We start from the raw sequence: 13429 nt of genomic DNA, 5'->3' as shown, positions 1-13429 counted from the left end.
CATGCGTGCATCCTTTAAGCGTTCCCTGGTCTCCGCCGCCTTCGCGCTGGCCGCTCTAGCCGGTGCTGTGCCCCAGGCCGTCGCCTCGCCGGACCAGCAATTCTTTCCCCTGGCCACCTACCGTGTCGGCGCCTACGCCTCCAGCGGCGTGCAGGTGTGGGCCGGGATGATCGACTACCTGCGTTATATCAACGAAGTCGAAGGCGGCATCAACGGCGTGAAGCTGGTGTGGCAGGAGTGCGAAACCGAGTGGACGGCCGAGAAGGGCATCGAGTGCTACGAGCGCTTCAAGCATGGCCTGGATGGCGCGCCGGTCGCGGTGTACCAGCCCAACGGCGCCCCGGCGGCGTATGCGCTCAGTGAACGCGCGGAAGTCGACAAGATCCCGCTGATCACCCTTGGTTACGGGCGCACCGAAGCCACCGACGGCACGGTGTTCCCCTACAATTTCCCGGTGATGCTGACCTTCTACAGCGAAGCCTCGACCCTGGTGAACTACATCGCCCAGCGCGAAGGCGGCTTCGACAAACTCAAGGGCAAGAAGATCGCCACGGTCTACCACGACTCGGCCTACGGTCGCGAAACCCTCGGCCCGCTGAAGTTGCTGGCGGAAAAATATGGCTTTGAAAATATCCAGATTCCGGTCGCCGACCCGGGCAATGAGCAATCGGCGCAATGGCGCCAGGTGCGCCAGGCCAATCCGGACTGGGTGTTCCTGCGTACCTGGGGCGTGTCCACCCCGGTGGCGGTAAAGACCGCTGCACGCTTCGGCTTCCCGGTGGACCACATCATCGGCGATATCTGGGCCAGTTCCAGCGAAGACGTGCTGCCCGCAGGCGCCGCCGCCAAGGGTTACCTGGCCCTCACACCCTACCCGGCAGGCAGCGATTTCGAGATCCACAAACGCCTCAAGCAGTACATCCTCGACAAGGGCCACAGCGACCTCAAGGACCTGAAAAACTTCGGCAGCGTCTACTACAACTCCGGGCTGGTGAACGCCGCCGTCGCCGTGGAAGCGATCCGCACCGCCCAGGCCAGGTTCGGCAAGCGCCCGCTCAATGGCGAAGAAGGCCGCTGGGGCCTGGAGCATCTGAATATTGACGACGCGCGCCTGAAAGAAATGGGCTACCTGGGCTTGATGCAGAACCTCAAGCTGTCGTGCCGCGACCATGAAGGTGGCGGCTCGGCGCGGGTGCAGCAATGGGACGGCGCGAATTGGGCACTGGTCAGCGACTGGATCGCTGCCGACCGCGCGCTGCTGCGCCCGTTGATCGATGAAAAATCCGCCGCGTTCGCCAAGGAAAAAGGCCTCACGCCACGCACCTGCACCGGGGACGAATAAGCCATGAGCCAAGCTGCCAGCGAGCCTGCGAACCCGTCGTTACTGACGGTCAACGATATTGAAGTGATCTATGACGGCGCGATCCTGGCGGTGGCGGGTGTGTCGCTGCACGTGCCCAAGGGCGCCATCGTTGCTTTGCTTGGGGCCAACGGCGCCGGCAAGAGCACCACGCTCAAGGCTATCTCCGGGCTGGTGCGCGCGGAGCGGGCCGAGGTCAGCCGAGGCGTGATCGAATATGCCGGGCAGGACCTGGCAGGCATTGACCCCAGCCAGCGCGTGCGCCAGGGCATGGTGCATGTGCTGGAAGGCCGCCATGTGTTCGGCCAACTCACGGTGGAAGACAACCTGCGCAGCGGTGGCTTCGTGCGGCGCCTGAGCCGCAAGGCCATGGAGCAGGACCTGGAGCGCATCTACAGCTGGTTCCCGCGCCTCAAGACCAAGCGCCACACCCGCGCCGGGCTGACCTCCGGCGGCGAGCAGCAAATGGTCGCCATCGGCCGCGCGTTGATGACCCGTCCTGCTTTGGTACTGCTCGACGAGCCGTCCATGGGGTTGGCGCCTATGATCGTGCAGGAGATTTTCGCGATCATCGCGCAGCTCAACCGCGAGCAGCAGGTGAGCTTCCTGATCGCCGAGCAGAACATCAACGTCGCGCTCACCTATGCGTCCCACGGCTACGTGCTGGATACTGGGCGCGTGGCCTTGAGCGGCAGCGCCGCAGAACTGCTGGCGCGCGGCGATCTGCATGATATTTATCTGGGTAAACAGTAAGGGCGAATGTGCATGACTGAAACCATCCGCAACGCTGATGTCTTGATCATCGGCGGCGGCCTGAGCGGCACGATGCTCGCCGTGCAACTGCTGCGCCTGCCTGGCCAGCGGCAGATCCTGGTGATCGAGCCGCGCGCCGAACTCGGCCGGGGCGAGGCCTACAGCGCGGTCGAACTGGGCCACACCCTGAACGGCAACGCCGCGCGCATGAGCGTCGACCCGGACAATGCCGACGACCTGACCCAATGGCTCACCGATTACATCGGCGCCGGCGGCTGGCCACAGGCCCATGAGCAATCGGTGCCGATCAGCGAACTGTTCCCGCCGCGCGGGATTTTTGGTTTGTACACGCAACAGCGCCTGGCCGAAGCCAAGGCGCTGTCGGCGTCCAGCGTGGAGCATATCCGCGCGGAGGTGGTCGACCTGCAGGTCGATGCCGACGCGACCCTGCTGACCCTCGATAACGGCCAGCAACTGCGCGGCGCCCAGGCGGTGTTGGCCACCGGCATGTTCCCGGCGGCGCGCACGCCACAGACCGAATCCAGCGGCTTGAATGCCGCCGCCGTCGACCCGTGGGACGTGCAAGCCATGACGCTACTCGACCCGCAATCGACGGTGCTGATTATCGGTTCCGGATTGACCATGGTCGACGCCGTGGTGTCCCTGGAGCAGGCCGGGCATCGCGGGCCGATCGAGATTTTTTCCCGCCATGGCCTGCTGCCCCACGTGCGCCGCCAGCCGCCGAGCTGGGTCGATTTCCTCGCCGCCGACCACAGCCTGCGCAGCCCACGGCAGTTGCTGCGTGAAGTGCGCCGCCAATGCCGCCTCGCGGTGCAACAGGGCATTGATTGGCAGGCGCCGCTGGACACCGTGCGCGCGCATATCGGCCGCTTGTGGAGCCAGGCCGGCGAGGGTGAAAAACGCCAGTTCGTGCGCCATGTGCGGCCGTGGTGGGAAAGCCATCACCACCGTTCGCCGCCGTTGAGCGCGCAGTTGGTGGAGCGCTTGCATGCACAAGGGCGGTTGCGGATTCGGGCGGCATCGTTCAAGGGTTTGGCGCCTGCCGGGGAGGGCGTGGCGATTCGCTTGCGCTTTCGCGGTGAGCAGGCGATTACGCAGGTGGCGGGCGCGGCGTTGATCAACTCCAGCGGTATTGAGTATGACTGGCGCCGCGTGGCCCGGCCGTTGCCGCGGCAATTGCTCGCGCGTGGGTTGATCCAGCCTGGGCCGTTGGCGTTGGGGATTGCGGCGGATGCGTCGGGTGCGGTGCTGGATGCGCAGGGGCAGGTCAGTCAGCGGCTGTTCGCCATGGGCCCGCCGTTGCGCGGGATGTGGTGGGAGAGCACGGCGGTGACGGATGTGGCGTTGCAGGCCAAGGCGTTGGCTTCAAAATTGGCGAATAGGTAAATGTGGGAGGGGGCTTGCCCCCGATAGCGGTGGGTCAGTCACAGATGTATCAACTGACACACCCTCATCGGGGGCAAGTCGAATCGTCGCACCGCCCCTCCCACATTTGCTCTGTGTTTAATTTGAGATTTTCACCAGGCCGGGTTTTAGGCCGAATACCTCAACACCCTGTGGTGTGGATTGACCTGTCGTCACCTTCACCCGCTCCACCGGCTTATCCATCGCCGCCCGATACGCCACCGTCATGTCCGGTCCGATCGCCTGGCTCGGCACCACAATCGCCTGTTCATTGTTGTACGTCACAATGCTCAACCGCGCACTCATCCCCAGCCGCACCCGCTGCAACTGCTGCGGGGTGAGCTTGGGGATCGACAGCGTCACCGCAAATTGCGCGCTGCCCTGGCTGTCGCCGCCAATCGCCAGGCCGCTGACCACGCTGACCGAGCCGCTCAGCCGCTCGCCATCAAACCCGTCGCCCAGCACTTCTACCGCTTGGCCCTGCTGCAGTTGGTTGATGTCCAGTTCGGACACCTTGGCGACGATCTTCAGCCGCTCGATATTGGCCAGGCCGAACAGCACCTGGCCCTGGCCGACCTTGCTGCCGGCCTGTATCGGCGTGGTGCTGGCGCCGCCGCCCTGCGCCGTATTATTGCCGGGCGCAGGTACCACGATGCCGGAGAACGGTGCCTTGATTTCCTGGCCGTCGAGCAACTGGTGCAGGGCGTCGTATTTCACCGTGGCGTTGGTCAATTCCATATCGGCGATCTGGCGGTATTCGCCTTGGCCTTGTTCCAGCGCCTGTTGCAGTTCGCTGCGCGCAGAGGCGAGGTCGAGTTGCTGTTGCTGGGTCTGCTGCTTGAGTTCGTCCAACTCATTGCGCGGGATGATGCCGCGCTGGAACAGGTTTTCGCTTTCGGTCAGCTTGCGTTGGGTATTGCCAGCGGTCATTTCGGCGGTGCGCAGGCTGCGGCGGGCGCGGCTGACGGCGGGGCTGCTGTCCCAATCCTGCATCTCTTGCACGGTGCGCCGGGCCTTGAGCTGGGCGGCGAGGGCATCACGCAATTGTACTTCGAGGGTGGCCGGGTCCATGCGCAGCAGCACCTGGCCGGCATCGACCCGTTGGCCTTGCTCCACCAGGTTGGCTTGTACATTGCCATCAAACGGCGCGGTGAGGATAAGGGTGCTGTCGGGCTCGATCTTGCCCACCAGGCCGATCTGGTGCACCAGCGGGTCGGGTTTCACCGCGAGCCACTGTTCGGGTGCAGTGGCCGGGCCTTCGGCAGGGCTGCGCAGGGCCAGCCCCGCGCCGGCCAGTAGCACAATCAATACGGCGCCCAGCAGGCGTTTGTGATTAGTAGTCATTGAGGGCGATTTCCCAACTTTCCAGCGTCATGCCCAGGGTCAAGTCGAGCTGGGTCTGGGCGTTCAAATAAGCGATCAGCGCATTGAGTTGCGCGTTTTCGGCGTTGCGCAGGTCGGTCTCGAAGCTCAACACCTGGAAGTTGGTGGAGCGCCCGGCACTGAGTTTTTCCCGCTCGATCTCGATCTTGCGCCGCGACAATTCCACCGCGCGCTGGGAGATTTCATATTGGCGCCAGCGCGTGCCGAGGTCGCGCACCACATCGTTGACGCTGCGCTCCAGTTCCTGGCGGGCGTCGGTGATGCGGATCTGTTGATCCTCCACATTCACCCGCGCGCGCACTTCGGCCTGGCGCGTGCTGAGGTCGCCGATGGGAATTTGCACCTGCACCCCGGCGTAGCTGTCCCAGGTGCGATTGTTGCTGCTGCCGGCGTCGTTATTGTAGTTGTCGCGAACCTGGTTGGCGCCCGCCACCAGGTCGACCTGCCAGCGCCCGGAGTCCTTGGCGATCACCAGGTTGAGGTCGGCCTGCTGGCTGCCGAGCAGGGCGGCGAGGTATTCCGGCTGTTGCGTCTGCGCGAGGTTGAAGGCTTGGCGCTTGTCGATCTGCATGGGCCTGGCCTCCAGCGCTTCGGTGGCGCGAATCGGCGTGGCCAGGTCCAGCGCCAACAGGCGCAGCAGGGCCAGGCGGCTGGTGTCGAGCTGGTTCTGGGCTTCTTCCACGCCCAGTTGCTGGGTGGCGATATCAGCTTCGGTCTGCACGATTTCAAACTCAGCCATGCGCCCGGCGCTGATCAACGCCTTGTTGACCTCAAGCAACGTGCCGGAGCGTTTGAGGGCGTCCTGCACAATGCTCAGTTGCTCCTGGGCGCGCAGCAATTCGCGGTAGGTGGCGATGATCTGGCTGATGGTCTGCGCCACGGTGGCCTTGAGGTTCAGGCGGTTGGCCTGCTCCGACAGGCGTGACAGGCGCAGCGGCGCGGTGGTGGCGTCCCAGCCGGCGCCGCGCAGCAGCGGCTGGATGAGCGCCAGGTCCAGACCGTCGCTGCGGTAGCGGCCGGCACGGTCGGCGCTGTTCAGTTGCTGGGTCCAGGCCATGCTCAGGCGCGTGCCGTACTCGCCAAGCAGGCTGGTGGCCGGCGCCACGTTGGCATTGCGCGCATTGTCGGCAGAGCCCCGGCTGCTGCGGTAGTAGCTGTTGAGGGTGAGCTTGGGGTTGAACACATCCTCGGCCACGCGCAGGTCGAACTTCTGCGCCACCCGTTGCAGGTAGGCGCTGCGGATCGCCGGGTTGTTGCGCAGGCCCAGGTACACGGCGTCGCCGAGGGTCAGGGTGGTGGCCTGCGCATTCAACGATACGCCGCGGTCATACGCGCTGCGGGTGCTGCTGGGCGCCGACGGTTTGATCACCACGTCGGCGGCCATGCCCTGCCAGCTGACCAGCGCGAGCAGCCATAGCCATCTACTCATCGCGCAAGGCCTCCACCGGCTGCAACCGTGAGGCCGAAATCGCCGGGTAAATGCCGAAAAACAGGCCCACCAGCAAGGTACTGCCCACCCCCAGGGGCAGGGAGGCGACCGCCAGTGCGAATGCCCATCCCGACAGCCACGCGTACAACCAGGCGCAGGTCATGCCCAGCACCGCGCCGCACGCCGCGCCCACTGCCGTGAGTGTCACGGCCTCCAGCAGGAACAGGTTGCGGATATCCCGCTGGCGCGCACCCAGGGCCATGCGAATGCCGATTTCGCGACGGCGCTCCGACACGTTCATCAGCATCACATTCATCACCCCCACACCGCCGCCCACCAGGGAGATAGCCCCCAGGGCCAGCAGCAGGTAGGCAAACGTGCGACTTTGGCGGGTCATGCCATCAATCATTTGCTGGGGCACCTGGATGTCTACGGTGTGGTCGACCAGTTGGGCTTGCAGCGCGACGTTGGCGTGCTGTGCGATGAGTTCCATGTCCAGCCCCGGGGCTGCGCGGATGATCACATTGGCGATTTGCGGGTTGGCATAGATGCGGCGCATGCCTTGTGCGGGGATGAATAGCGAATCGTTAGCCTGCACCGGCATCATCATCGCGCGCGGCTGGTGTTGCAGGATGCCCACCAGCAGGAACAGGTAGTCGTTGATACGCACGCGGTCGCCCAGTCTCAGCGGGTCGCCTGGCGCGCCCAGGGCCTGGGCCAATTGGGCGCCGATCACGCCATAGGTTTCATTCGCGTCGAAAGGCGACAGGAAGCGTCCCTCCTGCACCACCAGGCGCATCGCGCCCTGGATGCCTGGTGTGCTGCCGACGACGTTGGCGTTGGTGCTGCGGCCGTGGAACACAACGGGGCCGCTGAGCAGGGTCAGCGCACCGATATGGGTAAGGCCCGGCACCGCCTGGCGCACGGCATCCAGGTCGAGGCGGGTGGCCATTGGCAGATTGATAGTGCCCTTGGAGGGGAACTGGGCGACCAGGGTGTCCGTGCCCATCTCTTTGAAAATCATCGCCGCATCCACCGCCGCGTTGTGGCCGATATTGATCAGCGCCACCACCGACGAGCTGCCGATCACGATACCCAGCAGGGCCAGGATCGAGCGTTTGCCCAGGGTGCGCAGGCTGACGAAGGCTTCATGCAGCAGTTGGCTGAAGCTCAGTTCTACCCGCAGGGTCATAGGCGCCCGGCCTCTTGCACCACGCCATTGCGCACCAGGATCTTGCGGTCCAGGCGCTCGGCGATATGCGGGTCGTGGGTGACGATGATCAGCGTCACCTGTTGCTCGCGGTTCAGCGCCAGCAGCAGGTTCATGATGTCCTGGGCGGTGTGGCTGTCGAGGTTGCCGGTGGGTTCGTCGGCCAGGATCACCGACGGGTTGCCGACCAATGCCCGGGCAATCGCCACACGCTGGCGCTGGCCGCCCGAGAGGTCGGCGGGGCGGTGGTGGGCGCGTTCGGCCAGGCCCACCTGTTCGAGCATGCGTAACGCCTGCTCTACCGATTCGTGGCGCGACACGCCGCGATAGCTCAGGGGCAGGGCCACATTGTCGAGGGCGCTGAGGCGTGGCAGCAGGTTGAAGCTCTGGAATACAAAGCCGATCTGCTGGTTACGGATCGCCGCCAGCTCATCGGGGCTGGCGTTGAAAATATCGTGGCCGGCGAAGTGGTACTGGCCGCAGTTGGGCAAATCCAGCAGGCCGAGGATATTGAGCAGGGTGCTTTTGCCGGAGCCGGAGGCGCCGAGGATGCCGCAGCTGTCGCCACGGGCGATCGCCAGGCACACATCATTGAGAATGGTCAGTTCCTGCCCGGCCAACTGATAGCGTTTGCCGATGCCTTGCAGGGAGATCAAGCCTGGGAGCGCGGGGGTGTCTGTCATCATGACTACGCCTTCAGTCTCGACGCCGCCGTGCTGCCCCCGAAAAGCCTTGTAACAAGTTCGGGAGCTGCCTGGAACGCGTCACGGACTGGTTTTATTTCTTGTTTTTAAAATATTGTTTGAATACTAACCGTGTTCCGCTCGGTTCGCCAGCGGTGGATATAGAGCGGTTTTACGCTTTGAAACGATTTTTCCGATGGGTAAAAGGGCCGTTCCAAAACCCTTCGGGTTAGCTTGGCGAGCCCGTCTGCAAAGGCTTTCGATCATATGGCGGAGTGTCACTACTTGCTTTCGATCGACGGCCCCGGTATAAAAAATCAAATTATTTTTTAAAACAATATTTCCCACGTGGAACTTCTATGGTCGCGAAGAAACTCAGCGCTCCAAACATCACCAAGACTCGATTGCTGGATGCGACAGAGGCTCTCTTCATCAAGTACGGCTATGACGCCGTTCTGCTGCGGCAGATTACCGAGCGAGCGCAGGTGAACCTGGCCGCCGTGAACTATCACTTCGGGGACAAGGATTCCCTGATGAAAACCCTGCTGATGCAGCGCCTGGAGCCGCTCAACGAGCAGCGCCTGGAATTGCTTGCGCGCTGCGAAGCCGAGTCCGATGGCCCGCTGGACTGCGACACCCTGCTGGGCGTGCTGTTTGCACCGGCCATGGGCCTGGAGCGTAGCGACCCGGCCAGCAGCACGGGGGAAGGGCGTTCGTTCATTCGTTTCCTGGGTCGGGTCTACAGCGATACCTCGCCGTTTATCCAGGAATACCTCAAGGTGCATTACCAGCCGGTGTTCCAACGCTTCTTTGAAGCCTTCGCCCTGGCCTTGCCAGACCTGCCGCGTAACGAGCTGGGGGTGCGCCTGCAATTTGCCCTTAAGGCGATTTCCGGAGTCATGGCCGGTACCGAGCTGCGCTTGCTGATGAATTCCATGAGCCTGGGCCGCCCGGCCACGGATGCCGAGGTGATGGCCAAGTTGATCACCCTGGTGTCGGCGGCGATCCGCGTGCCGCAGCAAAGCCCGGAGGCTGAACACGCATTGGCCAAGGTGCTGGACACCCAACGCGCCATTCGTGAACAAACGGCAGCCCCTGCCGCCAAGGCGTCGCGATAAACCAAATCCCAGGCAAAAAAAAGCCCGCTGGGGCGGCGGGCTTGATGTGCAACGTTTGTAACGGATGAGGCTTTACCCTACGTCCCGGGATGTGAATAAAACGTGAAAAATATGTAAGAAAAAATGTGAGTGCTAGATTTTCCAATGCCCGGCAGTTTTGGCCAGGCGTTGACGCATCGCATCCACGTTGGCCGCCAGTTGCACCGTCAACAACCGATAGCCGTCCAGGGCGCTGTACACCGGCGCATCCAGGGCAGGCTCGCCACCTGCGATGTGGCTTGGCCGCTCCAGCCGCTCGGTGACCCCCGACTTCAACGCGCGCGCCATGCCAACCAGCTGCACGCGAATCTGCCGATGCTCGGCCTTCAACAGCACCTGCATCCGCGCCATTGCTTGCGCATCTTTCGGGTCGGGCCGGGTATTGCCGAGGATCTCCAGGGTGCTGATGCACATGCGCAGGTGGCGCTGGATCGCATCCAGTTCGGTCATGGAGATGCGCACTTCCTTGGACACCGACGGCATCAGCGAGCGCAGCTGCAGCATCGCTGCGTTCAAGCGGTTGAGCAGTTTCAGGTGCTCATCGTCAGTCACCGACTGGCCACTGATGATGCGACTGTAGATCTGCGCGCAATCGCGCAAGGCACTGGCCAGGTTGTAGCGCCACGAATACACGGCATACAGCGGCAGGGCGAAGGAAAACGCGAGCGCCAGCACAATGCCGATGAGGATATCCACCGTGCGCCACAAACCGTCCGAGATCGGGTTGTCACCATGGCCGGCGACGATAAACACCGTGATCGCCGATAGCAGTGCGATGTAACCGCCCTTGCCGATGGCATGGTAGGAAAAGAACCCGCACACCGCCGACATCAGCAGGTAGGTAACAAACGGCACGCCGAAGTAGGCATGCTGCAGCACCAGCAATAGGCCGACGCTGGCGCCGATCAAGGTGCCGTAGGCGCGCTCCACGGCCTTTTTGCCGATATTGCCGTGGTGCTGCAAACCGCCGATCACAATCAGCATGGTCACCGACGCCCACTCACCGTGGGGCAGGTTGATGCCGGTGGTGAGCAGGATCGTCGCCAGCAGGCCGATGGACACGCGCACGGCGTGGATCAGCTTGGCATGGCGATAGCGGCGGTAGGGGTCGAGCAGGGGGCGCAACAGGCGCCGGGCGAAGAGGGGCAGGTTCATCGGTAGAAAAGTGGCCTCGGTGGTCAGAGCAAACTCGGATTATAAGTGTGGGAGGGGGCTTGCCCCCGATGAGGGTGTGTCAGTTGACAAGTCTGTAGCTGACCCACCGCTATCGGGGGCAAGCCCCCTCCCACATTTTTTGACCTCAGTGTTCTTTAGAAGATGTAGTCGGTTGTGAGGAAACTTGAATCGCGGTTGCGCAGGATATCGCTGACCAGCGCCTTGTTGTTCTCCTGGAACTTGGTGGCCACCAGGGTGCGGATCGAAAACACGCGCAGCGCGTCATGTACCGACAGCGTGCCCTCGGCCGAGTTCTTGCGCCCGTTGAAGGGGAAGGTGTCCGGCCCGCGCTGGCATTGGGCGTTGATGTTGATACGGCCGACCTGGTTGGCGAAGGTGTCGACGAGACGCCCGACCTCCACGGCGTTGGTGCCGAAGAGGCTCAGTTGCTGGCCGAAGTCCGAGTCCAGTACATAGTCGATCACGGTGTCGAGGTCGCGGTACGGCACGATCGGGACCACCGGGCCGAACTGTTCCTCGTGGTACACGCGCATCTGCGGGTTCACCGGGTACAGCACCGCCGGGTAGAAGAACGAGCCACGGCTGGTGCCGCCATTCGGGTTCACCACCTTGGCGCCGTGCTGCGCCGCGTCGGCCACCAGCGCGTTGAGGTAGTCCACCTTGCCGGCTTCCGGCAGCGGCGTCAGCGCCACGCCGTCTTCCCACGGCATGCCGGGTTTCAATGTGGCCAGCTTGGCGTTGAATTTCTCGATAAAACTCTCGACCACGTCCTCATGCACAAACAGGATCTTCAACGCGGTGCAGCGCTGGCCGTTGAACGACAGCGAGCCGGTGACTGCCTCGCTGACCGCATTGTCCAGGTCCACCTCGGGCAGCACGATGCCCGGGTTTTTCGCGTCCAGGCCCAGCGCGGCACGCAAGCGGTGCGGCTTGGGGTGCAGCTTTTTCAGGTCGCTGGCGGCCTTGTTGGTACCGATGAACGCAAAGATGTCGATCTTGCCGCTGGCCATCAGGGCGCTGACGGTTTCGCGGCCGCTGCCGTAGATCACGTTGATCACCCCGGCCGGGAAGCTGTCGCGGAACGCCTCCAGCAACGGGCGGATCAGCAGCACGCCGAGCTTGGCCGGCTTGAACACTACGGTGTTGCCCATGATCAGCGCCGGGATCAGCGTGGTGAAGGTTTCATTCAACGGGTAGTTGTAAGGCCCCATGCACAGCGCCACGCCCAGCGGTACGCGGCGGATCTGGCCGAGGGTGTCCTGTTCCAGCTCGAAGCGGCTGCTGCGGCGGTCGAGTTCCTTGAGGGCGTTGATGGTGTCGGTGATGTAGTCGCAGGTGCGGTCGAACTCTTTCTGCGAGTCCTTGAGATTCTTGCCGATCTCCCACATCAGCAGCTTGACCACCGCCTCACGCTGTTCGCGCATGCGCCGCAAAAACGCTTCGACGTGCTGGATGCGATCGGCTACTCGCATCGTCGGCCATTCACCCTGGCCACGGTCGTAGGCGCGCACGGCGGCATCCAGGGCGGTGAGGGCGGTGTCGGCATCCAGCAGCGGCGTGCTGCCGATGTGCACGCGTTCGTCACCCAGTTGCACCGGGCTGAGCACCTGGGCCAGCGGGCCGTTCCACACCTGCAACTGGCCATCCACCAGGTAATCGCGCTGTTCAATGGGCGCCGCCAGACGGAATTGCTGGGGAATCTCGGCGGCGGTGGCGGGAAACAGCTGGGCAAGCAGGTTGCTGGTGGTCATGTCGCTACCCCTGGAATAGTTGCAAAACATGACTAGAGAGTCACCCAACTATGGGCGTCGTGGCAAGGCTTGCGCGCTTTCTTGTACGCAGCGCAGCGTGCGCCGGGTAAACTGCGCGGCTTTCTTGAAGGAGTTCACATGAGTCAGTACCAGCCGGGCATTCTTGCCGCACCGGTGCCATTGCAGGCACGCCACTTGTTTTTTGCCATCGATTCCCAGGAAGCCATACCCGTTGCGCTGGACGCACTGGTGCAGCTGGCGGATTCGGCGGCCGTGGTCGGTTTCGGTGAGCCGCTGGTAAACGCACTTGGTGCAGAAATTCAAGGCTTGCGCGCTTTCCCGGCTGTCAGCGGTCCGGGTGCGCACAACCCGTCCACCCAGCAAGCGCTGTGGGTATGGCTGCATGGTGAGGATCGCGGTGAACTGCTGTTGCGCAGCCGTACCGTTGAAAAAGCCCTGGCCCCGGCGTTTCGCCTGGTGCAGATGACCGAAGGCTTCCGCTACAAGACCGGCTTCGACCTCACCGACTACGAGGACGGCACCGAAAACCCTCACGATGACGCCGCCGTTGAAGCCGCCCTGACCGACAGCGGCGCGAGCTTCGCCGCGATCCAGCAATGGCAACATGACCTTGATGGTTTTGCGGCACTGCCTGCCATGGAGCGCGACCACATCATCGGCCGCCGCCATGGCGACAACGAGGAGCTGGACGACGCCCCCGCATCCGCCCACACCAAACGCACCGCCCAGGAAAGCTTCACCCCGGAAGCCTTCGTGGTGCGCCGCTCGATGCCGTGGGCCGAGAACGGCCAGGCGGGATTGATGTTCCTTGCGTTCGGTCATTCGTTCGACGCGTTCGAAGCACAACTGCGGCGCATGAGCGGCCTGGAAGACGGGATTGTCGATGGCCTGTACCGCATCAGCACGCCGTTGACCGGTGGCTACTACTGGTGCCCGCCGATCAAGGACAGGCATTTGGATTTGAGCGCGCTGCGTTAAGCACGCCCGCGCTGAACGTCGCCACCAAACATGAAAGTTCCGACAGCCAAGCCATTGGTCGCTGAAAAAAATCAGCGTTGCCCGTAATCTAGACGCCTCTGCC

11 protein-coding genes are annotated in these 13429 nt (G+C 63.4%); 5 read left to right on the top strand and 6 right to left on the bottom strand.

Going from position 1 to position 13429, the window contains the following annotated elements:
- The first annotated feature begins 1 nt into the window (after position 1).
- From AC0IYH_RS05370 to AC0IYH_RS05360, 3 genes are read left to right on the top strand one after another with little or no spacing between them, the layout of a single operon-like run.
- Positions 2-1342 carry an ABC transporter substrate-binding protein gene (locus tag AC0IYH_RS05370; RefSeq protein ID WP_116629799.1) on the top strand — a complete coding sequence of 447 codons (1341 nt, stop codon included), beginning with the start codon at positions 2-4 and terminating at the stop codon, positions 1340-1342.
- Positions 1343-1345: 3 nt separating this feature from the next.
- Positions 1346-2113, top strand: a complete 768-nt coding sequence (locus AC0IYH_RS05365) for an ABC transporter ATP-binding protein (RefSeq protein ID WP_116629798.1) — start codon at positions 1346-1348, stop codon at positions 2111-2113.
- Positions 2114-2125: 12 nt separating this feature from the next.
- Positions 2126-3520: an FAD/NAD(P)-binding protein gene (locus AC0IYH_RS05360; RefSeq protein WP_471833164.1), complete on the top strand. Its 1395-nt coding sequence runs from the start codon at positions 2126-2128 to the stop codon at positions 3518-3520.
- A 117-nt stretch (positions 3521-3637) separates the two neighbouring features.
- Here the strand turns inward: AC0IYH_RS05360 and AC0IYH_RS05355 are convergent, their stop codons facing one another.
- Genes AC0IYH_RS05355 through AC0IYH_RS05340 form a run of 4 tightly spaced genes read right to left on the bottom strand, consistent with a single transcriptional unit; the run spans position 3638 to position 8246 of the window.
- Entirely contained in the window at positions 3638-4882 is a 1245-nt protein-coding gene (locus tag AC0IYH_RS05355) for an efflux RND transporter periplasmic adaptor subunit (RefSeq protein ID WP_471833162.1), read from the bottom strand.
- The gene (locus tag AC0IYH_RS05350; protein WP_471833160.1) at positions 4872-6350 is read right to left on the bottom strand and encodes a TolC family protein; all 1479 of its coding nucleotides are present in this window, start codon (positions 6348-6350) and stop codon (positions 4872-4874) included. The genes AC0IYH_RS05355 and AC0IYH_RS05350 overlap by 11 nt, the downstream gene beginning before the upstream one ends.
- Complete coding sequence (locus tag AC0IYH_RS05345; protein ID WP_471833158.1) at positions 6343-7542, bottom strand: ABC transporter permease; 1200 nt, start codon at positions 7540-7542, stop codon at positions 6343-6345. Before AC0IYH_RS05345 ends, AC0IYH_RS05350 begins: the two co-directional genes overlap by 8 nt.
- Positions 7539-8246: an ABC transporter ATP-binding protein gene (locus AC0IYH_RS05340; RefSeq protein WP_116629793.1), complete on the bottom strand. Its 708-nt coding sequence runs from the start codon at positions 8244-8246 to the stop codon at positions 7539-7541. Before AC0IYH_RS05340 ends, AC0IYH_RS05345 begins: the two co-directional genes overlap by 4 nt.
- A gap of 356 nt (positions 8247-8602) precedes the next feature.
- Here AC0IYH_RS05340 and AC0IYH_RS05335 point away from each other — a divergent pair, with 356 nt between their 5' ends.
- Entirely contained in the window at positions 8603-9361 is a 759-nt protein-coding gene (locus AC0IYH_RS05335; protein ID WP_116629792.1) for a TetR/AcrR family transcriptional regulator, read from the top strand.
- Between the two features lie 132 nt (positions 9362-9493).
- Here the strand turns inward: AC0IYH_RS05335 and AC0IYH_RS05330 are convergent, their stop codons facing one another.
- Positions 9494-10555, bottom strand: a complete 1062-nt coding sequence (locus AC0IYH_RS05330) for an FUSC family protein (protein WP_122771651.1) — start codon at positions 10553-10555, stop codon at positions 9494-9496.
- Between the two features lie 155 nt (positions 10556-10710).
- Positions 10711-12327 (bottom strand): NADP-dependent glyceraldehyde-3-phosphate dehydrogenase, encoded by a 1617-nt coding sequence (locus AC0IYH_RS05325; protein WP_471833155.1) that lies wholly within the window; start codon positions 12325-12327, stop codon positions 10711-10713.
- A 138-nt stretch (positions 12328-12465) separates the two neighbouring features.
- Here AC0IYH_RS05325 and AC0IYH_RS05320 point away from each other — a divergent pair, with 138 nt between their 5' ends.
- On the top strand, positions 12466-13326 hold the full coding sequence (locus AC0IYH_RS05320; RefSeq protein WP_471833153.1) for a Dyp-type peroxidase: 861 nt from the start codon (positions 12466-12468) through the stop codon (positions 13324-13326).
- The last annotated feature ends 103 nt before the right edge of the window (positions 13327-13429 follow it).

The sequence above is a fragment of the Pseudomonas sp. AC463 genome, assembly GCF_979253585.1.
This window is presented reverse-complemented; position numbering and strand designations above follow the sequence as displayed.